Source organism: Amycolatopsis sp. VC5-11 (assembly GCF_037034185.1).
Classification (GTDB): Bacteria; Actinomycetota; Actinomycetes; order Mycobacteriales; family Pseudonocardiaceae; genus Amycolatopsis; species Amycolatopsis nivea.
On sequence record NZ_JBAGKF010000013.1, the window covers coordinates 1 to 23,868 of the forward strand.

General features: G+C 70.7%; 17 protein-coding genes and 2 tRNA genes. 7 read left to right on the forward strand and 12 right to left on the reverse strand.

Going from position 1 to position 23,868, the window contains the following annotated elements; all coding sequences use genetic code 11:
- Nucleotides 1–13 precede the first annotated feature (13 nt).
- From WA670_RS30870 to WA670_RS30880, 3 genes are all read left to right on the forward strand, one after another.
- Entirely contained in the window at nucleotides 14–949 is a 936-nt protein-coding gene (locus tag WA670_RS30870; protein WP_037806352.1) for an AraC family transcriptional regulator, read from the forward strand.
- Nucleotides 950–1,012: 63 nt separating this feature from the next.
- Complete coding sequence (locus WA670_RS30875; protein ID WP_037806350.1) at nucleotides 1,013–1,876, forward strand: alpha/beta fold hydrolase; 864 nt, start codon at nucleotides 1,013–1,015, stop codon at nucleotides 1,874–1,876.
- Between the two features lie 131 nt (nucleotides 1,877–2,007).
- Nucleotides 2,008–6,480, forward strand: a complete 4,473-nt coding sequence (locus WA670_RS30880; protein WP_336159655.1) for a cation-translocating P-type ATPase — start codon at nucleotides 2,008–2,010, stop codon at nucleotides 6,478–6,480.
- A gap of 59 nt (nucleotides 6,481–6,539) precedes the next feature.
- Here WA670_RS30880 and WA670_RS30885 read toward each other — a convergent pair whose 3' ends face one another.
- From WA670_RS30885 to aztA, 4 genes are all read right to left on the reverse strand, one after another.
- A complete protein-coding gene (locus tag WA670_RS30885) occupies nucleotides 6,540–8,819 on the reverse strand; it encodes a hypothetical protein (RefSeq protein ID WP_336159656.1) in 2,280 nt (759 codons plus the stop codon).
- 22 nt (nucleotides 8,820–8,841) lie between these two features.
- A tRNA-Asn gene (locus WA670_RS30890) sits at nucleotides 8,842–8,914 on the reverse strand.
- A gap of 10 nt (nucleotides 8,915–8,924) precedes the next feature.
- Nucleotides 8,925–8,999, reverse strand: a tRNA-Thr gene (locus WA670_RS30895).
- 61 nt (nucleotides 9,000–9,060) lie between these two features.
- Nucleotides 9,061–9,783: a zinc ABC transporter ATP-binding protein AztA gene (gene aztA / locus WA670_RS30900; protein ID WP_336159657.1), complete on the reverse strand. Its 723-nt coding sequence runs from the start codon at nucleotides 9,781–9,783 to the stop codon at nucleotides 9,061–9,063.
- A 48-nt stretch (nucleotides 9,784–9,831) separates the two neighbouring features.
- Between aztA and aztB the strand changes: the two genes are divergently transcribed.
- The 4 genes from aztB to aztD are packed head-to-tail and all read left to right on the forward strand — an operon-like array spanning nucleotide 9,832 to nucleotide 13,976.
- Complete coding sequence (aztB, locus tag WA670_RS30905; RefSeq protein ID WP_336159658.1) at nucleotides 9,832–10,653, forward strand: zinc ABC transporter permease AztB; 822 nt, start codon at nucleotides 9,832–9,834, stop codon at nucleotides 10,651–10,653.
- A gap of 36 nt (nucleotides 10,654–10,689) precedes the next feature.
- Entirely contained in the window at nucleotides 10,690–11,874 is a 1,185-nt protein-coding gene (locus WA670_RS30910) for a hypothetical protein (RefSeq protein WP_336159659.1), read from the forward strand.
- Nucleotides 11,871–12,770: a zinc ABC transporter substrate-binding protein AztC gene (aztC, locus tag WA670_RS30915; protein ID WP_037806341.1), complete on the forward strand. Its 900-nt coding sequence runs from the start codon at nucleotides 11,871–11,873 to the stop codon at nucleotides 12,768–12,770. Before WA670_RS30910 ends, aztC begins: the two co-directional genes overlap by 4 nt.
- Before the next feature lie 42 nt (nucleotides 12,771–12,812).
- A complete protein-coding gene (gene aztD / locus WA670_RS30920) occupies nucleotides 12,813–13,976 on the forward strand; it encodes a zinc metallochaperone AztD (protein ID WP_336159660.1) in 1,164 nt (387 codons plus the stop codon).
- A gap of 44 nt (nucleotides 13,977–14,020) precedes the next feature.
- Here aztD and mmsB read toward each other — a convergent pair whose 3' ends face one another.
- The 8 genes from mmsB to WA670_RS30960 form a co-directional block, all read right to left on the reverse strand.
- Nucleotides 14,021–15,256, reverse strand: a complete 1,236-nt coding sequence (gene mmsB, locus WA670_RS30925; RefSeq protein WP_336159661.1) for a multiple monosaccharide ABC transporter permease — start codon at nucleotides 15,254–15,256, stop codon at nucleotides 14,021–14,023.
- Nucleotides 15,253–16,773, reverse strand: coding sequence for a multiple monosaccharide ABC transporter ATP-binding protein (gene mmsA / locus WA670_RS30930; protein ID WP_336159662.1), 1,521 nt, complete (start codon nucleotides 16,771–16,773; stop codon nucleotides 15,253–15,255). Before mmsA ends, mmsB begins: the two co-directional genes overlap by 4 nt.
- Nucleotides 16,770–17,876 carry a multiple monosaccharide ABC transporter substrate-binding protein gene (gene chvE, locus WA670_RS30935; protein WP_037806333.1) on the reverse strand — a complete coding sequence of 369 codons (1,107 nt, stop codon included), beginning with the start codon at nucleotides 17,874–17,876 and terminating at the stop codon, nucleotides 16,770–16,772. The genes mmsA and chvE overlap by 4 nt, the downstream gene beginning before the upstream one ends.
- Before the next feature lie 17 nt (nucleotides 17,877–17,893).
- Complete coding sequence (gene araA / locus WA670_RS30940; RefSeq protein WP_037806331.1) at nucleotides 17,894–19,399, reverse strand: L-arabinose isomerase; 1,506 nt, start codon at nucleotides 19,397–19,399, stop codon at nucleotides 17,894–17,896.
- Between the two features lie 26 nt (nucleotides 19,400–19,425).
- The gene (locus WA670_RS30945) at nucleotides 19,426–20,103 is read right to left on the reverse strand and encodes an L-ribulose-5-phosphate 4-epimerase (RefSeq protein ID WP_037806329.1); all 678 of its coding nucleotides are present in this window, start codon (nucleotides 20,101–20,103) and stop codon (nucleotides 19,426–19,428) included.
- Nucleotides 20,103–21,773: a ribulokinase gene (araB, locus tag WA670_RS30950; RefSeq protein WP_336159663.1), complete on the reverse strand. Its 1,671-nt coding sequence runs from the start codon at nucleotides 21,771–21,773 to the stop codon at nucleotides 20,103–20,105. The genes WA670_RS30945 and araB overlap by 1 nt, the downstream gene beginning before the upstream one ends.
- A 108-nt stretch (nucleotides 21,774–21,881) precedes the next feature.
- Entirely contained in the window at nucleotides 21,882–22,898 is a 1,017-nt protein-coding gene (locus tag WA670_RS30955; RefSeq protein WP_336159664.1) for a LacI family DNA-binding transcriptional regulator, read from the reverse strand.
- Between the two features lie 117 nt (nucleotides 22,899–23,015).
- Nucleotides 23,016–23,810 carry an IclR family transcriptional regulator gene (locus tag WA670_RS30960; protein ID WP_037806323.1) on the reverse strand — a complete coding sequence of 265 codons (795 nt, stop codon included), beginning with the start codon at nucleotides 23,808–23,810 and terminating at the stop codon, nucleotides 23,016–23,018.
- Nucleotides 23,811–23,868 lie beyond the last annotated feature (58 nt).

Sequence of the window (23,868 nt, forward strand, 5' to 3'; positions counted from 1 at the left end):
CTAGCATGCGTCCATGTCCGCACGCCGTGGTGCGGCGCCGCGGGACTGGGAGCGAGTCTCGAAGTCGGTGGCCGACGCCTACTTTCCGCATCAGCTGACGCCGCTCGGCGGCGGCCGCGAGCCGCGGCTGACCCTGCGGACGCTGGACCTCGGCCCGGTGCTGATCGGGTACGTCGGATGGGGAGCCGACGTCGAGATCGCCTGCGACTACCCGTCCGCGTACGAGGTCAACCTGCCGCTGACCGGTCATCTCGCCAGCCGTGGCAGGCACGGTTCGGTGACGTCGGTGCCGGGACAGGCGACCGTCTTCCGGGCGGACACGCCTTCGCTGATCACCCACTGGGACGCGACCTGCACCGTGCTGGGCGTCAAATTCGACCGGGACTGGCTGGACCGCGAGGTCGAACGGGTCGTCGGCGCCGGGACCGTCCGCGTCGCCGGTGCGCTCCCGGACCAGTTGCCGCTGGAGCACGGTCCCGCGCGCGACTGGCGGCATCTCGTCGCCGGTCTTTCGTCGCAGATGCGCGACGGCTCGTTGTTCAGCGACCAGCCGATCGTCCGGGAACAGCTGGCCGGAGCGGTCGCGGCCGGATTCCTCCTCGCGGGCTGCCCCGATACCGGCCGCGTCCCGCCGCCGCGTCCGCGCGCGATCACGCGAGTGGTCGACGCGGTGCGCGCCGACCCGGCCCGGGCGTGGACGGCGGCGGACATGGCTGCCGTCGCCGGGACTACGGTTCGCCGGTTGCAGGAGAGCTTCCGGGAATGGGTCGGCTGCACGCCGACGGAGCATCTCGTCGGGGTGCGGTTGCAGCATGCGCGCGCGGATCTCGAAGAGCACCCGGAATTCTCGGTGAGCGAGATCGCGGCGCGGTGGGGATTTTCCAGCGCCAGCCGGTTCGCGGCGGCGTTTCGGCGGCGTTATGGGGAGTCGCCTTCGCAGGCTCGTTGAGTCTTCCGGTGGAGCGAGGCGCACCAGCGCGCGAGCGGGTCTCGGCGGTGCGAGAGTGGAAGCGTGTTCGACACCTTCGCCGAATGGGACGTCTCCGTCAGCGACTCAGTGACCATCCACGGGCGAAGCGGCGGGGAAGGACCGCCCGTGGTGTTGCTGCACGGGCATCCCCGGACGCATACGACTTGGTACCGGGTAGCTCCCCAGCTTGCCGAGGCGGGATTGACCGTGGTGTGCCCGGATTTGCGCGGGTACGGCCGGTCGGCCAAACCCGATCCCGACGAAAACCACGAGGTCTACTGCGATCGTGCGATGGCAGCGGACATCGTGGCTCTGATGCGCAGCCTCGGCCACCGCCGATTCGCCGTCGTAGGACACGATCGCGGCAGTTACGTCGCTTACCGCACCGCGCTGGACCATCCCGATTCGGTGTCCCGTCTCGGCGTCCTCGACAGTGTGCCGATCCTCGAGGCGCTCGAACGCGCGGGCACTAAGTTCGCCACGGCGTGGTGGCACTGGTTCTTCCTCGGCGCCTCCCCGCACGCGGAGCGGGTGATCACGGCGGATCCCCTTGCCTGGTACCGGCCAAATGAGAAAGCCATGGGGCGCGAGAACTATCTCGACATGACGCGCGCGGTCGCGGATCCGGCCACCGTGCGGGCCATGCTGGAGGACTACCGCGCCGGGCTGACCGTCGATCGCGCCCATGACGAGGCGGACCGGGCGGCACAGCGCGTCATCTCCTGTCCGACCCTCGTCGCCTGGTCCGTCAGGGACGACATGGAGGATCTTTACGGCGATCCGGCCGGTATCTGGCGGTCGTGGGTCAGCGGCGAGCTGACGTCCGCCCGCATCGAGTCCGGGCACCACATGGCCGAGGAAAATCCGGATCAGCTCTCGGAAACGCTGGTCCGGTTCCTGCGGTAGCCGCTGGTCCGTTCCGCGCGCCAGCTTCCCTCGTCCGGGTGTTTGCCTCGCTCTCCACCGGGTATCAGGACCGTGCTTGCGATGGAAGGAATTCGAGGGCAGCGGGTCGGCGCGCGGAGGATGACGAGAGCATGACGGGAAATCTGTCCTCCTTGGTGTCGCGTGCGTTCCGCGGGGCGGGACAGGTCGCGGGTGTGGCCGTCGAGGCGGTCAGCCTCGGAACCGATGCCGTGACGACCGGAGCGGGTGCCAGCGTCCGCGCCACGACCTGTGCCGCGCGCGTGTTGCGCGATGCTGTTGTCCATGGGGCCAAGGGAACCGAGGCGGTGTGGCGGCACGGGCAGAAGCTCCACGTCGGACTCCGGCCGGAATCCACTGGCGACGCGAGCCGGTTCGGACGCGTGGTGCGCAAGCTGGTCCGCGAGGCGATGGCTCGGCCCGACGTCCTCGCCGCCTATTGGGACGCCGGTCTGTCCCGGATGGTGCTGACGATGGCGGAAGGCGCGGCCAGCGACCGTTTGGTGGCCGCCGTGACGGCCCGCGCCCGGAAACACGGGCTTTCCGTTGGCTCCCCGGACGAAGCGTCCGCCCATCCCGGCGATCTCGGCGCGGTCCAGACGCAGGCTGCCGCGCTGGCGATCAGCGGCGCCGGGCTCGCGATGGCGACGGCTGCCACGCCCCTGCGGCTCCGCCGTCCTCCGCAAGTGCTGTCCGCCGCGCTCACTGCGGTGCGGGAACATCCGCTCGCACAAGACTTCTTGCGCGCCAGGCTCGGCCGGCCTGGTGCCGAATTGGCGGTCGCCACGGCCAACGCCGCGCTGCACGGCATCGGGAAGTCACCCGCCGACCTCGCCCTCGACGTGCTGCTGCGCGCCGGGCAGCTCGCGGACGCGGTGGCGCAGGTGGTCGCGTTCGAACGGTCCTGCGACCGGCTGTGCGTGCCCGACCGCGACTGTCCGACCGCCCGGCCCGAACGCAGGCCGGCCCCGCCGGATCCGGTCACCGACTACGCCAAGACCGCGCTGACCGGCGGCCTCGTCGGCGCGGGGGCGACCGTGCTGTTCAAACGCGACCTCAGCCAGGCCAGTTCGGCGATCCTTGCCAGTTCACCCAAACCCGCTCGCTACGGCTGGACTGCCTACGCTTCGGGCACCGGACTCGCCCTCGCGCGCGAGGGGGTGCTCGTCCGGAATCCAGACCGGCTCCGGCTGCTGCAAGCGGCCGACACCCTTGTGGTGCACAGCAACGCATTGTGCGGCGACCAGCGCACGGTGCTCGAGGCCCATCCCACTGCCACCGAGTGGGCGGAAGGCAGGCTGTGGCAAGCGGCCTTGCACGCGGTGGACGGCGAAGACAGCTCCGTGCGGCTGCGGCCGGCGCCCGACGATCCCGATGCCGAGACCGGGTTGATGATCGCCTCGGCCGACGGCGTGGACGTCGGAACGGTGCTCGTCGGATGGGTGCCCGATCCGCTGGCGGAGAGCGTGCTGGACGCGGCCGGGCAAGCCGGTCTGCGGATCGTGGTTGTTCAGGGCAGCTCTCCGGGCGCTGAGGCCGCGCTGGCGGACGAGGTCGTCACCGATCGCGCGATGGCCGACGTCGTCACCGGGTGCCAGGAAGACGGCCATGTCGTGCTGACCCTGGTCCGCGTCCCGCCGAGCGCGGACGCGTCTGCCCGGGAGGAAGTGCTGGACGGCCTGCTGCGCGGCGATCTCGCGGTCGCGGTCGCGCACGGATGCGATGCCGCGGTGTGGGCCGCTGACTTGCTGTCGATCAGTGGCTTGGCGGGAGTCTGGCGTTTGATGCGCGCGGTGCGCAGTGCGCGTGCCGCTGGCGACCGGGCGACGACCTGCGCCGAGGCCGCTGCGGCTTTGTCCGGTCTGGTGGTCGCCACGGACGGGCACCGGCAGTGGCGGCGTCTGTTGTCGCCGCTGGCGCGGCTGAGTCCGGTCAACCTCGCCACCGGCGTCGCACTGGCCGCGGGATGGCAGAGCGCCGTCGCCATGGCCGCGGAAACGGCTCCGGCACCGCGGCCGCGAGTCGCCTGGCACGCGTTGCCGCTGGAGGAAGTGCTGCGCAAGCTGGCCTCGGATCCGCGTCGCCGCCGATCTCGCCGCGCCGGTCTGCCCGAGCGCGCCCAGCACTTGGCCGCGGAGGCCGCCGAATTGCCCGGAACCGCGCCGGTGGCGACTGGGCTTCGTCTGGTCGGCGCGATGCGCGGCGAGTTGAGCGATCCGCTCACTCCGGTGCTCGCGGTCGGAGCCGCCGCGTCCGCGATTCTCGGATCCACTGTGGACGCGCTGCTGGTGCTGGCCGCGATGGGGGCCAACGCGCTCGTCGGCGGGGTGCAGGGCTTGCGCGCGGAGCAGGCTCTGGCGGGCCTCGCGGCGACTCAGACTCAGCAGGCTCGTCGCCTGGCCTCCTCGGACGCCGAACCGGAAGCGGTGGACGCAACCGACCTCCGGCCGGGTGACCTGGTGGAACTGCGAGCGGGCGACGTCGTGCCCGCCGACGCGCGGTTGGTGCGGCTGCACGACCTCGAGGTCGACGAATCGGTGCTGACCGGGGAATCCCTGCCGGTGCCGAAACAAACCGCGCCGACCCCGGCCTCGGACATCGCGGACCGCCGGTGCATGGTTTTCGAAGGAACCACCGTGGTCGCGGGGTCGGCTCGGGCGATCGTCGCGGACACTGGCGACCGCACCGAGGCCGGGCGCGCCGTGGCGTTGGCGTCCCGCACCGCGCCGGCCGCCGGGGTACAAGCGAGGCTGCGGGAACTGACCAGCAAGGCCCTGCCGCTGACGCTGGCTGGCGGAGTCGCCGTCGCGGGTCTGTCGTTGCTGCGCGGGCGAACGGTTCGCGAGGCGGTCAGCGGAGGTGTCGCGGTCGCGGTTGCCGCTGTGCCAGAAGGACTTCCGCTGGTCGCCACGGTCGCGCAGATGGCTGCCGCGCGCCGGCTCAGCCGCCGGGGCGTGCTGGTTCGCTCCGCGCGCACGCTGGAAGCGCTGGGCCGGATCGACACCGTTTGTTTCGACAAGACCGGCACGCTGACGACCAACGAGCTGAAGGTCATCAAGGTCGCGACGGCAAGTGGCGAGGTTCTGCCGCTGGAGCGAGCAGCGGGATCCGACGCTGCGACGCAGGTGTTGCGGGCCGGGGCGCGGGCTTGTCCGTCCGAAGAGGACAGTGCCCGAGCCAAGCACGCGCATGCGACCGACGCCGCGGTGCTCGCCGCGTCGCCGCCTGGTGAGGATTGGCAGCAGGTCGCTGGCCTGCCGTTCGAGGCGAGCCGTGGCTACGCGGCCGCGGCGGGCGTCGAGGGCGAGACCGGTTGGCTGGTGGTCAAAGGAGCGCTTGAAGTAGTGCTCCCGTGCTGCCCGGACGCCCCGGCTGATGTCCTTGCGCGGGCGGAATCACTGGCTGGCTCCGGCCTCCGGGTACTGGCGGTGGCTCGCCGGCCCGTGGGTCCGGACGGGTTGCCCGAGGCCGTCGAGAAACCGTTGGCGGACTTGGAGTTCATCGGTTTGCTCGCGTTGGCGGACAGCCCGCGGCCCAGCGCGGCGCCGATGGTGTCCGGGCTTCGCGCGGCGGGCGTGAACCCGGTGGTGCTGACCGGGGATCATCCGCGCACCGCCCTGGCCGTCGCCGTCGAATTGGGCTGGCCCGAGGACACCTCGGTCGTCACCGGGCAGGAACTGGCGGCGCTGGACCGGGCCGGCCGGGCGGACCTGTTGCGCGAGGCCGGAGTGGTGGCCCGGGTGGCACCGGAGCAGAAGCTGCAGGTGGTCGAGGCGCTGCGGGCAGCGGGCCGGGTCGTGGCGATGGTCGGCGACGGCGCGAACGACGCCGCCGCCATCCGGGCCGCCGACGCGGGCATCGCGCTGGCCGCACGCGGATCCGCGGCCGCGCGCAACGCCGCCGACATCGTGCTGACCGACGGCGATCTTCGGGTGCTGGCCGACACGGTCGACGAAGGCCGGGCGCTGTGGCGCAGCGTCGCGGACGCGATCAGCATCCTGATCGGCGGCAACGCGGGCGAGGTGGGGTTCACCGTGCTGGGCACGCTGCTGTCCGGGGCTTCACCGTTGTCCACGCGGCAGTTGCTGCTGGTGAACCTGCTGACCGACATGTTCCCGGCGATGGCCATCTCGGTCACCCCCAGCGCCGCGCCGGACGCCGGAGAGGACGTGGGCACCGGGTCGCTCGGCGCGCCGCTGACCCGGCAGATCCGCGACCGGGGCGTCGTCACGGCTTTGGGAGCGACCACCGCGTGGCTGGCCGGCACCTGGACGCCGGGCACCGCGCGCCGCACCAGCACGATGTCGTTGTGCGGCCTCGTCGGAGCGCAGCTGGTGCAGACCCTGTCCGGCCGCGAGCACAGCCCGCTGGTCCTGGCCACCAGCCTCGGCTCGGCGGCGGTGCTGTTCGCGGTGGTGCAGACGCCGGTGGTGAGCCACTTCTTCGGCTGCACCCCGCTGGGCCCGGTGGCGTGGGCGGGTGTCGGCGGCGGCATCGTGGTGGCGAAGTTCGCGCCGCCGATGCTGCCGGTGGTGGAGTCGGTCGTATCCCGGGTCGCGGCGAGGCTGCCGACCGCGACCCGGTGAGCTGAGACTGTCCGGAGTGGACGGTCACGGCTGTCGGCTTGGTGCCGCGTCCCGTCTCCCTAACCGCGCACCGCTCGGACCTCGGGCAGGCACCAGTGCTTTCCCGTAGTCCACCCAAGAAAACGCCGTCCGTTCCCGCCGCCGATCCGGCCCTCCGGAGTGAACCGGCCGCCTTCCACCACGTGTGCCAAGCCGGTCACGGCCGGGGTGAAGCGTTCGGCCAGGCCCGCTCGGGTCACCTGCTCGGCGAGCTCGTGGACGGTCGCGCGCTGAGTTTCGACGTCGCAGAAACTCAGGAAGAACAGCGCCTGCCGCCAGGCGTAGGCCGCGTTCTTGACCGCGTGCAGGGCCGCGTGGTGGTGGTCGGTGCGCGTCGCCAGCCGGATCACCGTCCATGTCAGCGACTCGGCGGCCAGTTCAGGTGCCGACGCCTGGAGCCGCTTCCGCAGATCGAGGGTGTGCACCAGGACTGCCAGGTTCTGCGTCGTGAGAATCTGGCTCTGCTCCAGCACCGTGCCGTTCACCGCAACCGAGCGGAGCCGCCACGACGGGCGGGTTCCGCCGGCTCGCTCGACGCACAGGTCGGCGAAGTCGTTAGCCGTGCCCTTGGAGAGCGCGCGGAACCGGCGCGGGCGCGGCTCCGACATCCAGGATTCCGGCAGGTCGTAGTAGCGCGCGTAGAGCGTGCCCGCCATCGTGCGGCTCGTGAGTTCCGCTGCCGTCCGCCACTTCGCGGTGAACATGCCCATGAAGATGTCGGCGGCGACCTCCTCGACCAGCGGCATCGGCAGCCCGGCCTGTTTCGCCAGCGCGCCCAGTTCGCGCACCAGCGTGTTCGGCAGGATCGCCTGCGGGAACGCGCTGAGCGCCAGCAGCACCGTCTGGGAGAGCGTCTGGCGGGCCGCCCGGGTGGCGTCCGGACGCCGCGTTCGCAGCCGGTCGAGCGCGTGGACCCAGGGGAGTTCCTCGATCCGGACCTGGTGTTCCAGGTCGAGCAGCAGCAAACTGCGGCGACGGCGGAAGGCCGCGTAGGTCTGCGCGTACAGCGTCGAAAGCTGCTCGTTGTCGAAGTTCGCGGCCAGCAGTTGCGCGGTGATCTGCGGCAGGACCGTCGCGAGGACGTCCGCCGACGTGATCACCTTCCGCGCGACCAGTTCCTCGATCGGCGCCTCCAGCGCGCGGGCGACCTTGGCGACCAGGTGCGCCGGCGCGTCCCCGGCGACCGGCTCGATCGACGGCAGCCCGCCGTCGGCCGGGAAGCGGTCCAGTCGTTCGGCCAGTGCGGCGGCGAGTTCGGCGTGCGTGGGCCGCGCGGCGACCGAGGCCTGCAGCGCTCGCAGCGCCGCCCGCGGTTCCGAGCCCGGCTCGCCGTGCTTGGTGATCGTGTTCGCCAGGGCGCGGCGGATCCAGCCGACGTCCCGGCCGGTCAGGTCCGAGCTGTCGTGCTCGCACGCCCGCAACGCGCGGTACAGCCGGGTGAAGTTGCTCTTCGGGTGGACGTGGACTCCCGACGCGGTGTGCCGGAAGCGCGCGCTCGCGTAATCCTCGAGCCATTCGGCGCGACGCTGCTGCCAGTCCTCCGGCCAGGTACGGCACGGCCAGCCGCCGGTGACGCCGGTTTCGTCCAGCCGCGGCAGTTCGCCTTCGACGGTGTCGCACCACAGCGCGACCAGCCGGTCGAGCAGCGGGTGCCATACCGTCAGCGTTTCCAGCATCGCCTTGATCGCGGGCGGGGTGCTCGCGGACCGCAGCGATTCCCGGACCTCGCCGACCGTGCTCAGCCGGACCAGTGCGCCCGCCGGTCGCGGCGCCGAGCCGGGCAGCGGGGCCAGGCGCAGGCGATGCAGGTGCGGCCGCAGTTCGGCGATCAGGTCGAGCGCAGCTTCGGCGTGTCCGTGCTCCAGCAGCCACGCGACGGTCGGCAGCGCGGCGTCCTCCGGGACGTCGATCCGGTAGGACTCGGTGGCGAGCATGCCGCGCAGCGCGGCGAGCCCGGCGTCGGTGAGGTACCAGAGGTTGAGCCGTTCGCGGTCGGTCCGGCCCGGTCCGTCGGGGCACAGCGCGGCCTCGGCGGGGGACAGCGGGACCTCGGCCAGGAACCGGCCGGTGGCGAACCCGCCGTGCACGACTTCGAGGGTCACCCACGCCGGAGCGCCCGCGACCGGGACCCGCGAGCCGATCCGCAGCGAACCGGTGGCCATGCCCGTGAGGACGTCCTGCCACCGGTCGGCCTTCGCCCGCGCACGACGGCGCGTCCCGCCGTCCTTCGCGGACAAGGCGGTGCGCACAGCCCGTTCGAGCTGCCTGTAGGCGTACCCCGGCGACGCGGTGTGTCCCATGTGGATTCCCCCTGTGGTCAAGACTTGGAGGCAGGATTCGAACCTGCGCCTTCCCGGGTAACAGCCGGGTGTTCTGCCTGCTGAACTACTCCAAGGAGCGGGGGATGGACATGGAGGCGGGACTCGAACCCGCGCCCTCCCGGTTACGAGCCGGGTGATCTGCCGCTGATCTACTCCATGCCGTTCCCCGCGTCCGAAATCCTATGTCGCGGCGGGACAGCGCCGCCACCGAAATTCCGGCTTACTCTGCGGTGTCCGGAAAATCCGGCAGGCGCCACCCTGCGGCCACTCGGTCCCAGGTGAGCACTGCGGACGGCAGCCCTTCGGCAAGCAACCGCCCGTCGCGCAGCAGCAGACAGTGGGCCGCGCGGCGGGCAACCGTGAGGTCGTGGGTGATGCGGACAACGGTCGTCCCGCCGCGCACCGTCGCGTCGAGCGCGTCGTCGATGAGGGTCTGGGCGTGCAGGTCCAGACCGGCCGCGGGTTCGTCGAGCAGCAGCAGATCCGACTGCTGGGCAAGGGCTTGGGCCACGAGCGTCCGTTGCCGCTGGCCGCCGGAGAGAGTGCCCAGCGGCTGGTCGGCGATCGACGCGATGTCCAGTTGCTCCAGGCAATCCTCGACGACGGTCCGGTCCCGGGCAGTGAGCCTGCGCCACGGGCCGCGGTGGGCCCAGCGGGCCATGGTCACCGTGGCGCGGACGGTGATCGGGAGTTCGCCGGACACCTCGCTGTACTGGGTCGCGTAGGCGGTGCGGAACCGGCTGGTGCGGTGCAGCGTGCCGGAGCTGATCGGCTGGATTCCGGCGATCACGTTGAGCAGGGTCGACTTCCCGGCCCCGTTCGCCCCGACGACGGCGGTGCTCCGCGCCGCGGGCAGCTCGGCGGTGATCCCGCCGAGCACCTCGTGCGACCCGTAGCCCGCGCGGACGTTCCGCAAGGTGACGGCCGGTTCGGCAAGGTTCACCAAAGCCCCCTTAAAGAGAATGAAAACCATTTCCACTATAGTGGCGCCGTGACCTGGTTGCTGACCCCCTTCGACGTGTCGTTCGTGCAGCGCGCGCTCGTCGCCGGGGTCCTCGTGTCGGTGATGTGCGCGCTGGCGGGCACCTGGGTGGTGTTGCGCGGGATGGCTTTCCTGGGGGAGGCGCTGTCGCACGGGATGCTGCCCGGCGTGGCGATCGCGTCGCTGGCGGGAGTGAACCCGCTGCTCGGCGCGGTGCTGAGCGCCGCGGTGATGGCCGGGGGAGTGACCGTGCTGGGCCGGTCGCGGCGGTTGTCGCAGGACACGCTGATCGGGCTGCTGTTCGTGGGGATGCTCGCCGCCGGCGTGATCATCGTGTCGCATTCGCAGTCGTTCGCGGTCGACCTCACCGGGTTCCTCTTCGGCGACGTGCTCGCCGTCGGCACGGGCGATCTGCTGGTCCTGGCGATCGCGCTGGGGCTGGTCGCCGCGGTGTCGCTTCTCGGGTACCGCCCGTTCGCCGCCGTCGCCTTCGATGCCCGCAAGGCCCAGACGCTGGGGTTGCGGCCAGGTCTCGCGAACGCGCTGGTGCTGGCGCTGGTGACCGTGACCGTGGTCGCGTCGTTCCGGGTTGTCGGCACCTTGCTGGCGTTCGGGTTGCTGATCGGCCCGGCGGCCGCGGCCACGTTCTGGGCGCGGCGCATCACGACGGTCATGGTGCTCGCCGCGCTGCTGGGAATCCTGTCGACGGTCGCGGGATTGCTCGTGTCCTGGCACTGGGGCACCGCCGCGGGAGCCAGCATCGCCGCCGCCGCGATCGCGCTGTTCTTCCTCTCCGCCCTGCTGTCCGCCGTCCGCGGCCGCCGTCGCTGAACGAATCCGTTGTCCGACAACCGAAATCGAGGACGCATGACGACATCTTCTGTCCGCCGGGCGGCGGGCGTGCTGGCCGTGGCGGCGCTGCTGGCCGCCTGCGGGCACGATCCGGCGGAGCAATCCGCCGCCACGCCGCACGGCTACGTCGAGGGAGCGGAGGAAACCGCCGAGGCGCAGTCGAGACTGGTCGTCGCCGACGCCTCGACCGGTGCGGCGCACGTGCTCGACCTGATCACCGAGCAAGTCACGCCGGTCGGAACGGTGCAGGGCGCGCACGCGATCGCCGGGGACGGCCGGTTCGGCTACCTCACCGGCCGCGCCGACGGGGTCCGCGTCATCGACAGCGGCGCGTGGATGGTCGACCACGGCGATCACGTGCACTACTACCGCGCCGCGGTGCGCGAGACCGGAACCGCGCCGGGGCAGCGGCTGCTGGCGGCATACAGCGATCCCGCGGTCACTGCACTGTCCTTTCCGGACGGAACCGCCAAGTTGCTGGACCGCGCGAAACTGGACCGCGGCTCGATCGCCGAACTCGGCACAATCACGCGGAGTCCGCATGCCGGGGTAGCGGTGCCCTATCGCGAACGCGTGCTGGCCTCGGTTGCCGATGGCGTGCGGGTGCACGATCGGCAGGGCAAGCAGGTCGCGGAGATCGCCCAGCCGTGCCCGGAACTGGGCGGTGCGGCCGTCACGCGGCGGGGCGTCGTCTTCGGTTGCGCGGACGGCGCGCTGCTGGTCACCGAGAAGGACGGGACGTTCGCTGGGGAGAAGATCCCCTACCCGCGACCGGTCGGCAAGGAGGAACGCGCCTCCAGGTTCGCGCACCGGCCCGGCAGCACGACCCTCGCCGCCGCGGCCGGGACTGACGCGGTGTGGGCACTGGACGTCCGGGCCCGGAAGTGGTCCCGGATCGAGACCGGGCCGGTCGCCGCACTGAACGCTGTCGGCGAGGACGCGCCGGTCTTGGTGCTGACCCGGGACGGCGTGTTGCGGGCCTTCGACCCAGCCACCGGGGCGCAGCAGGCGCAAGTCCCGTTGCTGCCCGCGGTCAATGGCCCGGTCACCCCGGCGATCCAGGTCGACGCGACCCGCGCCTACGTCAACAACCCGTCCTCCGGCGAGATCTACGAGATCGACTACAACGACCACCTCCGCCGAGCCCGGACGCTTACCGTTCCCGGCAAGGCCAGCTACGTCGTGGAGACCGGCCGATGAGCAGAATCCGGGCCCTGCTGGTCGCCGCGCTCCTGGTGGTGTCCGGCTGTTCCGGCGCGGGCGCGAGCGGCGGCTCGGTGGTGGTGACCACGAACATCCTCGGCGACATCACCCGCCGCATCGTCGGCGACCAGGCGGGTGTGACGGTGCTGATGAAACCGAACGCCGACCCGCATTCCTTCGGTATTTCCGCACAGCAGGCGGCGGAGGTCGAACACGCGGGGCTGATCGTCTACAACGGACTCGGGCTCGAGGAAGGCATGCTGCGCACGGTCCAGGCGGCCGAGCGCAACGGGGTCCCGGCGCTGGCAGTGGGCGAGCGGGTCGACCCGATCAGCTACGCGGCCCACGGCGGTCCGGATCCGCATTTCTGGACTGATCCCGGCCGTGTCCGCGGCGCCGTGCCGGTGATCGCCGAGCAGATCGTCGCGCGAGTGTCCGGAGTGGACGGGAACGTGATCCGGGCCAACGCCGAACGGTACCGGCAGGAGCTCGGCACGCTCGAGGACACGATGCGCCGCCGGTTCGCGGAAATCCCGCCGCAGCGCCGGAAACTGGTCACCAACCACCACGTGTTCGGCTACCTGGCCCAGCGGTTCGGCTTCCAGGTCGTCGGCGCGGTGATCCCGAGCGGCACCACGCTCGCCTCGCCCAGCGCGTCCGACCTGAAGTCGCTGGCCGACGCGGTGCGCGCGGCCGGGGTCCCGGCGGTCTTCGCCGATTCCTCCCAGCCGGACCGCCTCGCGCGGGTGCTCGCCGACCAGGCGGGCGTGCGGGTGCGGGTGAAGTCGCTGTTCTCGGAATCTCTCAGCGAACCCGGCCAAGGCGCGGCGACCTACCTGGAGATGATGCGCGCCAATACCGACGCGATCGTCGACGGCCTGGCCGCGCCCTGATCTTCGACACCGAGAAAACCCATCCCCACCAAGGAGAACGATATGCCAGTGCCGCCCTACCGAACCGCCTGCGCCGCTCTCACCGCGGCCGGGCTGCTGACGGTGACCGCCTGCGGATCCCCGCAGCAGCCACCGGCAGCAGCGCCCCAGACGGTCGCCGATCCGGTCGCGATCACCTACGACGGCGGGATCTCGCTGCTGGACGGGAAGACCCTGAAGGTCGTCAAGGACCTCCCGCTGCCCGGCTTCAACCGCCTCAACCCGGCCGGCAACGACCGGCACCTGATCGTGTCCACGGCCACCGGATTCCGGCTCCTCGACGCGGCGGGCGCGACGCTGACCGACACCGAGATCCGCGCCCCGAAGCCGGGACACGTGGTGCGGCACGCAGGAAAAACGGTGCTCTTCTCCGATGGCACCGGCGAGATCACGGTGCTCGACCCGGCGACGCTCGGGACCGGGAAACCGCCCGCACCGCAGCACAAAACCCCGGAACCGCATCACGGCGTCGCGGTCGAACTGGCCAACGGCGAACTGGTCGCCACGACCGGCAACGAGGACGCCCGGAACGGCATCGCGGTGCGGGACAAGGACGGCAAGGAGATCGCGCGCAACGACCAATGCCCGGGCGTGCACGGCGAAGCGACCGCGCGGGGCGAGACTGTTGTCGTCGGGTGCGAGACCGGCGCGCTGATCTACCGCGCGGGCAAGATCACCAAGGTGACCAGCCCGGACGCATACGGGCGCATCGGCAATCAGGCCGGCTCCCCGCAGTCGTCGATCACGCTGGGAGACTACAAAACCGACAAGGACGCGGAGTTGGAGCGGCCGACGCGGGTGTCGCTGATCGACACCGAGAAGGCCAGCCTGCGGCACGTGGACCTCGGCACCAGCTACACCTTCCGCTCCCTGGCCCGCGGCCCGCAGGGCGAGGGCCTGGTGCTGGGCGCCGACGGAAAGATCCACGTGATCGACCCTGCCGCGGCTCGCGTGACCCGGACGATCCCGGTGATCGGCTCGTGGCAGGAGCCGCTCGAATGGCAGCAGCCGCGTCCGGCGCTGTTCGTCCGGGGCGGGACGGCGTATGTGACGGATCCGGGCAAGAAGGAGGTCCACGCGGTCGATCTCGGGACCGGGGAGAAGACCGCGACCGGCACGCTTCCTGGGGTGCCGAACGAACTCAGCGGAGTCGTCGCGGAAAGCTGAGCAAGTGGCTGGTGGGCGGCAAAATGTCGCCCACCAGCCACGAGTCAGCGAGCAGCAGCGCGGCGCTTCGTCCAGATGTCGTAAGCCACCGCCGCGAGCAGGACCGCGCCCTTGACGAGCATGACGCGTTCGCTGGGCGCCCCGATCAGGGACATCCCGTTGTTGATCACCGCCATGATCAGGCCGCCGGTGATGGCTCCGACGACCTTGCCGACCCCGCCCTGGACCGCCGCGCCGCCGATGAACGCGGCGGCGATGGCGTCGAGTTCGAAGTTGACGCCCGCGGTGGGCCCGGCCTGGTTGAGCCGTCCGGCGAAGATGATGCCGGCGAGCGCGGCGAGCACGCCCATGTTGACGAACACCCAGAACGTCACGGATTTGACCTTGACCCCGGACAGCGTCGCGGCCTGGAGGTTCCCGCCGATGGCGTAGATGTGCCTGCCGAACACGGATTTCCCGGCGACGAGCGAGTAGCCGAGCACGAGCACCGCGAGCAGGACGAGCACCCACGGCAGATTGCGGAACCGGGCCAGCTGCACGACCACGGCCAGCACCAGCACGGCGGCGACGGCGATCTTCAGCACGAACAGCGGGAACGGGTCGACTTCCTGGCCGTAGCCGAGCCGGGCGGCGCGTTTGCGCCACTGCGTGAGCACGATTCCGGCCACCACGACGACCCCGGCGAGAAGGCTGACCAGGTCCGCGCCGCCGAGCGGGCCGAGGCCGATGTTGCCGAGGTATCCGCCGGTGAAGCCGTTGGACAGGGTGCGGATCGCGTCCGGGAAGGGGCCGATGCCCTGGTTGCCGAGCACGGTGAGGGTGAGCGCGCGGAAGGCGAGCATCCCGGCCAGGGTCACGATGAACGCGGGGATGCCGAAGTACGCGACCCAGTATCCCTGCCAGGCGCCGATCACCGCGCCGACGACGAGGGTGAGCACGACCGCGAGCGGCCAGGGCAGCCCGAGATTCACGGTGAGGACCGCGGCGACCGCGCCGGTCATCGCCACCACCGAGCCCGCGGACAGGTCGATGTGCCCGGAGATGATCACCAGGATCATCCCGATGGCGAGGATCAGCACGTAGGAGTTCTGGACGATGATGTTCGAGATGTTCTGCGGTTCGAGCAGCGCGCCGCCGGTGATCACCTCGAACAGCACGACGATCAGCGCGAACGCGACGTAGATGCCGCTCTGGCGGAGGTTGATCGAGATCCGCCGGGGGCTGCGCCCGGCGGGCGGGGCGGCCGGATCGGCTGGCCGCACGGGGTTGGCGGTGGTCATGGCCGTTCCTTCGTCATGTGTCGCATGAGCAGTTCCTGGGTGGCGTCGGCGCGGGCGACCTCGCCGGTGATCCGGCCCGCGGAGAGCGTGTAGATGCGGTCGCAGAGGCCGAGCAGTTCGGGGAGTTCCGAGGAGATGACGAGGACCGCTTTCCCCTGCGCGGCCATCTCGTAGACGATCGTGTAGATCTCGTACTTCGCGCCGACGTCGATGCCGCGGGTGGGCTCGTCGAGGATCAGCACGTCCGGGTCGGTGAAGATCCACTTGGCCAGCACGACCTTCTGCTGGTTGCCGCCGGACAGCTTCCCGGTGACGCTGCGCACCGACGGCGCCTTGATCCGGAGATCGCGGTGGAACCGGAGCGCGACGTCGTGTTCGGTGTGCTCGTTGACCCAGCCGCGGCGGGAGAGCGAGGGCAGTCCCGCCGCGGAGGTGTTGCGCTGGATGTCGTCGATCAGGTTGAGCCCGTAGAGCTTCCGGTCTTCGGTGGCGTAGGCGATGCCGTTGCGGATGGCGTCGCGGACCGACCGCAGCGCGATCTCCTTGCCGTCCTTGACCAGCCGCCCCGAGATGTTCGTGCCGTACGAGCGGCCGAAGACGCTCATCGCGAGTTCGGTGCGGCCCGCGCCCATCAGCCCGGCGAGCCCGACGATCTCGCCGCGGCGCAGCGTCAGGTTCGCCCCGTCCACGACGACCCGGCCGGGCTGGTTCGGGCTGTGCACCGTCCAGTCCTCGATCCGGAGCACCTCCTCGCCGATGTCCGGTTCCCTCGGCGGGAAGCGGTGTTCGAGATCCCGCCCAACCATGCCGGTGATGATGCGTTCCTCGCTCAGCCCGGCGGCGCCGAGCGTTTCGATCGTCTTGCCGTCGCGCAGGATCGTGACGGTGTCGGCGATCGCGGTGACCTCGCCGAGCTTGTGCGAGATGATCACGCACGTGACGCCGTCGTCCCGCAGTTCGCGCAGCAACCCGAGCAGATGCGCCGAATCGTCGTCGTTGAGCGCGGCCGTCGGCTCGTCGAGGATGAGCAGTTTGACGCGCTTGGACAGGGCTTTGGCGATCTCGACCAGCTGCTGTTTGCCCACGCCGAGTTCGCTGACCGGCGTGACGGCGTTCTCGCGCAGCCCGACCCGGCGCAGCAGGTCGGCGGCCTCGTGGTTGGTCCGGTTCCAGTCGACCCAGCCGCGCCGGGCCCGTTCGTTGCCGAGGAAGATGTTCTCGGCGATCGAAAGCTGCCCGCACAGCGCGAGTTCCTGGTGGATGATCACGATGCCGCGGCGTTCGCTGTCGCGGATGGACCCGAACGCGCAGGCCTGGCCGTCGAAGGTGATCTCGCCGTCGTAGCTGCCGTGCGGGTGGACGCCGGACAGGATCTTCATCAGGGTGGACTTCCCGGCGCCGTTCTCGCCGCAGACGGCGTGGATCTCCCCGCGCCGGACCGACAGCGTGACGTCGGACAGCGCGGTGACGCCGGGGAAGGTCTTGGTGATCCCGCGCATGCCGAGCAGTTCGGTCATTTCAGCTGGCCCGCCGTGTAGTAGCCGGAGTCGAGCAGCTCCTTCTGGTAGTTGGACTTGTCCACCACGACCGGCTGCAGCAGCTGGGACGGGACGACCTTCTTGCCGTTGTCGTAGTCGGTGGTGTTGTTGACCGCGGGCTTCTGTCCCTTGAGGACGGAGTCGGCCATCTTCACCGTGACGTCGGCGAGCTTGCGGGTGTCCTTGAAGACGGTGGAGTACTGCTCGCCCGCGATGATGGACTTGACCGAGGCGACTTCGGCGTCCTGTCCGGTGACGACCGGGTAGGGCTGGCCGGCGGTGCCGTAGCCGTTGCTCTTGAGCGCCGACAGGATCCCGATCGAGAGGCCGTCGTAGGGGGAGAGCACGCCCTGGACCTTCGCGCCGCCGGTGTAGGTCTTGGTGAGCAGGTCTTCCATCCGGCGCTGCGCGGTGGCCGGGTCCCAGCGCAGGATCGCGGTCGGCGCGAAGTCGACCTGACCGCTCTTGACCACCAGCTTCTTGCTCGCGATCAGCGGTTTGAGGACCGACATCGCGCCGTTGTAGAAGAAGGTCGCGTTGTTGTCGTCCGGCGAGCCGCCGAACAGTTCGATGTTGAACGGGCCCGGCCCGTCGCCGAGGCCCTTGAGCAGCGAGTTCGCCTGCTCGACGCCGACCTTGAAGTTGTCGAAGGTGGCGTAGTAATCCACGGCGGTCGAGTTGCGGATGAGCCGGTCGTAGGCGATCACCGGGACCTTGCGGTCGGCGGCCTCCTGCAGCTGGGTGGTGAGCGCGGTGCCGTCGATCGAGGCGACGACGAGCAGTTTCGCGCCCTTCGTCAGCTGGTTCTCGATCTGGTTGACCTGGGTGGGGATGTCGTTCTCGGCGTACTGCAGGTCGACCTGGTAGCCGAGCTTCTCCAGCGCGGCCTTGATGTTGTCCCCGTCGTGGATCCAGCGCTCCGACGATTTGGTCGGCATCGTCACGCCGACCAGCGCGCCGGCGGATCCGCCCGCCTGCTGGTCGACGGTCTTCGCGCTGGACCCGCAGGCGGCGGCGCCGAACGCGAGCACCGCGACCCCGGCCGTCGCCGCGACGGTGCGGATTCCTCGAATGAACCTCATTGTTCGTTCTCCTTCTTTCAGAAACCCTGGGCGAGCCGGTGGTAGGCCTGGTTCCAGCGGATGCGGTCGGCGAAGTCCGCGGTGGTGGTGCTTCCGTCGATGACGAGCAGTTCGACGTCGAGCATCCGGGCGAAGTCCCGGACGGTCTCGGTGCCGACTGCCTGGGTGAGGACGGTGTGGTGCGGTCCGCCGGCGGTGATCCACGCTTCCGCGGACGTGGCGAGCGACGGCGCGGGCTTCCACACCGCGCGGGCCACCGGCAGGTTCGGCAGCGGTTCGTCGGGCGGGACGACGTCGATTTCGTTGGCCACCAGGCGGAACCGGTCGCCGAGGTCGATCAGGCCCAGCACCGTGCCCTGACCGGCCGCGGCGTCGAAGACCAGCCGCACCGGGTCCTCGCGGCCGCCGATGCCGAGCGGGTGGATCTCGCACGACGGCTTGCCCGCGGCGATGCTGGGGCACACCTCGAGCATGTGCGCGCCGAGGATCTTCGGTTCGCCAGGCCCGAAGTGGTAGGTGTAGTCCTCCATAAAGGACGTTCCGCGGTTCGAGCCCCGGCCCATCGCTTTCACCGACGCCAGCAGCGCGGACGTCTTCCAGTCGCCTTCGCCGCCGAAGCCGTAGCCGTCGGCCATCAGCCGCTGCACCGCCAGTCCCGGCAGCTGGCGAAGCCCGCCGAGATCCTCGAAGTTCGTGGTGAACGCGCCGAACCCGCCTTCGGAGAGGAAGGACCGCAAGCCGAGTTCGATCCGCGCGGCGTAGCGCAGCGACTCGTGCCGCTCACCGGCGCGCGCCAGCTCCGGTGCGAGCGCGTACTCGTCGGCGTACTGCGCGACCAGGCTGTCGACGTCCGAGGCGGAGGCCGCGTCGACCCGTTCGGCGAGTTCGGTGACGCCGTAGGTGTTCACCGAGACACCGAACCGCAGCTCTGCCTCGACCTTGTCGCCTTCGGTGACCGCGACGTCGCGCATGTTGTCGCCGAACCGGGCCAGTTTCAGCGTCCGCAGGTGAGCCGCGCCGATCGCCGCGCGCGCCCACGCGTCGATCCGGGCGACCACCGCCGGATCGGCCGCGTGCCCGGCGACCGTCTTGCGCGGGATCCCGAGCCGGGTCTGGACGAACCCGAACTCCCGGTCGCCGTGCGCGGCCTGGTTGAGGTTCATGTAGTCCATGTCGAGCGTGGCCCACGGCAGCGCCGCGTCGAGCTGGGTGTGCAAGTGCAGCAACGGTTTGCGCAGCGCGTCGAGTCCGCTGATCCACATCTTCGCCGGGCTGAAGGTGTGCATCCACGCGATCACGCCGACGCACGCGGGGTCGGCGTTGGCCTCCTGCAGCACCTGCCGGATTCCGGCGGACTCGGTCAGCACCGGTTTCCCGACCAGTTCGCACGGGAGCCCGCCGGAATCGGCCAGCAGCTGCCGGATCCGCAGCGACTGCCCGGCGACCTGGTCGAGGGTCTCCTCGCCGTAGAGCGCCTGGCTGCCGGTGAGGAACCACACCTGCGGCTTGGTCGCGAAAATCATCTGTTCTCCTTGCTGGCTCAGGGTTTTCAGCGCTGCCCGTAGACGTTCTGGTAGCGCGCGTGCAGCCGGTCGACGTCGGTTCCCGAGAGCGGGACGGGCGTGCCGAGCTGGTGTGCGATGTGGACGGTGCGGGCCACGTCCTCGACCATCACCGCGGCCTTTACCGCGTCCCGCGCGGTCGCGCCGACGGTGAACGGGCCGTGGTTGCGCATCAGGACGGCGGGGGAGCGGGTCGCGCGCAGCGTTTCCACGATGCCGCGGCCGATCGAGTCGTCGCCGATCAACGCGAACGGGCCGACCGGGATCTCGCCGCCGAACTCGTCGGCGATCATCGTGAGCACGCACGGGATCGGCTCGCCGCGCGCGGCCCAGGCCGTCGCGTAGGTCGAATGCGTGTGCACGACCCCACCGACCTCGGGCAGATGCCGGTACACGTAGGCGTGCGCGGCAGTGTCCGACGACGGGGCGAGTTCGCCGTGCACGAGCTCGCCGTGCAGGTCGGTGACGACCATGGTGTCGGCGCTCAGGTCGTCGTAGGACACTCCGGACGGCTTGATCACCATCAGGTCCTCGCCGGGCACCCGCGCCGACACGTTGCCCGAGGTCCAGACGACCAGCTCGTTGCGCGTCAGCTCGCTGTGCAGCCGCGCGACGGATTCCCGCAGCTCCGCGATCGTCCCGCGCGCCTGGGCGGTCAGCGTCATCAGTTCTGTCCTTTCGCGACAGTGGCCAGTTCGCGGCGGCGCGCGGCGAGACGGTGCAGCACGTCGTTGCCGCCGCGGCCGAAATAGTCGTGCAGCGCGGTGTATTCCGCGTACAGCTCGTCGTAGGCCGACACGTTCGTCAGCACGGGTTGGTGCGCCATCCGCTGGACCGAACCCATCGCCGCCGCGGCCGCGCGCACGTCGGGGTAGGCGCCGGCGGCGACCGCGGCGTGGATCGCGGAGCCGAGCGCGGGTCCCTGCGCCGAGCCGATCACCGAGAGCGGGAGTCCGGTGACGTCGGCGTAGATCTGCATCAGCAACGGGTTCTTGGTCAGCCCGCCCGCGACGATCAGCTCGGTGACCGGAACCCCGGCGGCCTCGAAGGTCTCGATGATCTTGCGGGTGCCGAACGCGGTGGCCTCCAGCAGCGCCCGGTACACGTGCTCGGCCCGGGTGCTCAGCGTCTGCCCGACGAGCACGCCGGACAGCTCGTGGTCGACCAGGACCGACCGGTTGCCGCTGTGCCAGTCGAGCGCGACCAGTCCGTGCTCGCCGATCTCCTGCTGCGCCGCGAGCCCGGTCAGAAACTCGTGGAGCCCTTCGGTGCGCGCGGCGTCCGAATAGGACTGGGGGACGCAGTGGTCGACGAACCAGCCGAAGATGTCGCCGACTCCGCTCTGTCCTGCCTCGTAACCCCAGAGCCCGGGGACGATGCCGCCGTCGACGACCCCGCACATGCCCGGGACCTCGCGCAGGTCGGCGCCGTTCATGACGTGGCAGGTCGACGTGCCCATGATCGCGACCATCTGGCCCGGCTCGACGGCCTGCGCGGCCGGCGCGGTGACGTGCGCGTCGACGTTCCCGACCGCGACCGCGATCCCGGCGGGCAGCCCGGTCCAGGCCGCGGCTTCCGGGCTGAGCTTCCCGGCGAGCGAGCCCAGCTGCCCGATCGGATGGTCGAGCTTGTCCTCCACAAAGGACTCGAAGCCGGGGTTGAGGCTGCCGAGGAACTCCCGGCCCGGGTAGCGGCCGTCCTGGTAGATCCCCTTGTAGCCGGCCGTGCAGGCGTTGCGGACATAAGTCCCGGTGAGCTGCCAGACGATCCAGTCCGCCGCCTCGACCCAATGCTGCATGGCCCGGTAGACCTCGGGGGCTTCCTCGAACAATTGCAGCGCCTTGGCGAACTCCCATTCGGACGAGATCAATCCGCCGTACCGCGGCAGCCACGGCTCAGCGCGTTCGCGGGCCACGGCGTTGATGCGATCGGCCTGCGGTTGCGCGGCGTGATGCCGCCACAGCTTCACGTACGCGTGCGGATTGCCGGTGAACTCCGGGAGTTCGGACAGGGGAGTGCCGTCCGCGGTGGTCGGGATCATCGTGCAGGCGGTGAAATCCGTGCCGATCCCGATCACGTCCTGCGGGTTGGCGCCCGCTTCGGCCAGCGCGGCGGGCACGGCGGTGCGCAGGACGTCCACGTAGTCCGACGGAACCTGCAGCGCCCAGCCCGGCGGCAACTCCTCGGCGGTGGCGGGAAGCCGGTCGTCGACGACCCCGTGCCGGTATTCGGTCACGGCGGTCCCCAGTTCGGCGCCGTCGCGCACCCGGACCACCACGGCGCGTCCGGAGAGCGTGCCGAAGTCGATGCCGACGACGAGGGAATCTGCTGGCACTGGAGGGATTTCCTTCCGGACTCCACGCCGCGCGACGGGCTGCCGCTCGACTGTTAGCGCTAACATTTGAAGGGTGATCGCTTGCTTGTGTGCGGTCGTGCAGTGCTGCTACCGGGGCCCGGTGCTGTCCCGGACGATCAGATCGGGTGCGACGAGATGGCGGATGCCGGGGTCGCCGCCTTCCATGCGTTCGACGAGCAGCCGGAACGTCCGCCGCCCGACCTCGATGAAGTCCTGCCGGACGGTGGTCAGCGGCGGGCTGAAGTACGCCGCCTCCGGCACGTCGTCGAACCCGGCCACGCGCACCTCGCCTGGCACCGAGATGCCCGCCTCGGCGAACGCGCGCAGCACGCCCAGTGCCATCTGGTCGTTCGCGACGAACACCGCGTCGGGTCGGGTTTCGGCGACCAGACGGCGTCCGGCGTCGTAGCCGGAACGCGGACTCCAATCCCCGCGCAACGGCGGTGGCACCTGCGCTCCGCGCCGCTCGAGCGCTTCCCGCCAGCCGCGCTCGCGTTCGAGCGATTCCAGCCAGTCCTCCGGCCCGGCGACGTGCCACACGGTTTCGTGCCCGAGCGACAGCAGATGCTCGGTCACCCGGCGGGCCCCGTCGTACTGGTCGACCGAGATCACCGGCACCGGAACGGATTCGCCGCCGCCGACCGCGACCATCGGGATGTCGCCGGTCACCTGTCGCAACGCTTCGCCGGCCGCGACGTGCGGCGCGATCACCACGATCCCGCCGACCGCCTGCCGCCGCAGATTGTCCACCGCCTCAGCGAAAGTCGACCGCCGCGGCCGGCTGACGCTGGAGATGGTGACCCCGTAACCCTCCTCGCGAGCGGCGTGCTCGATGCCGTACAGCGTGCTCGCCGGACCGTACAAATTGGACTCCAGCGCGACGACGCCGAGAATGCTCGACCGCCCGGTCGCCAACGTCCTGGCCGCCGAGTTCGGCCGGTACCCCAGCTCCTCCACCGCGGCGAGCACCCGGGCCCGCGTCTCCGCGCGAACCGTCCCGGTGTCGTTGACGACCCGGGAGACAGTCATGTGCGAAACACCCGCCATGGCGGCCACTTCGGCAAGCCCGGGCTGGCGTTTGGCAGTGGGACCGTCGGTGGGCATCCCCGCACCTCCTCGCTGAAGTTCGCGGCGTGAGCATGGCAATGTTAGCGATAACAGGCGGCTGGTCAAGGCTTTCTTCGCAACTTGGTGTGGGACTGGTGTCGACGGGGCGGCGTCTCACCGCCGCGGAACCGGCCGCGAAAGCCGCAGTTCGATCAACTCCGCCCCTCGCCGCAACAGATCCACCCACTGCTCCGGGTCATGCTGAAAGCGGGAAGCAGACCAACCGACAGACAAGCTCCCGTACGGTTCTCCGCGCAAAAACACCGGCACGGCGAGCGTCGCCACCCCGGTGTCGTACTCGCCGGTGGTGAACGCCCAACCCCGCTCGGCGACCTCGGCCAGTTGTTCGCGGAGCACGGCGAGATCGGTGACCGTATCCGGCGTGAACCGGGCCATCGGCCGGTCGGCGAACAACCGGTCGCGTTCCTCTTCGGACAGGAACGCGAAGTAAGCCTTGCTCGTCGCCCCCGCATGCGCCGGGTACAGCTCGCCGACCAGTGAGTAGCCGCGCAGCCGTCCGTCCGCGCCTTCCGCGGCCAGCACGCATCGGGTGTGCGCGCCGTCGGGCAGGGACAGCAGGGCGGCGTGTCCGGTCTGGGCGGCGAGGTCGGACAGGACCGGGACCACCAGCAGGTCCAGCGCCCCGGCCCGGTCCCACATCCGGCCCAGGTGCAGTGCGGCCGGGCCGATCCGGTACTTGCGGGTGCTGTCGTCGCGGACGAGGAAACCGCGGTGGGCCAGCACGGCCAGGAGCCGCTGGGCGATCGACGTGTGCAGCCCGAACTCGCGGGCCACCGCGGTGACGCCCCATTCCGGGCGGGCGCGGTCGAACGCGAGCAGGACCTGCAGCGCGCGGTCCGCGGTCTGCGGCAGGCCGGGCGGGGTGGTGCGGTCGTCGGGGTCCGGCATCCAGCCATTGTGCGAATAACGGGAAATGCTGGCAATGCCGGGGCGCCCGGACGGAATC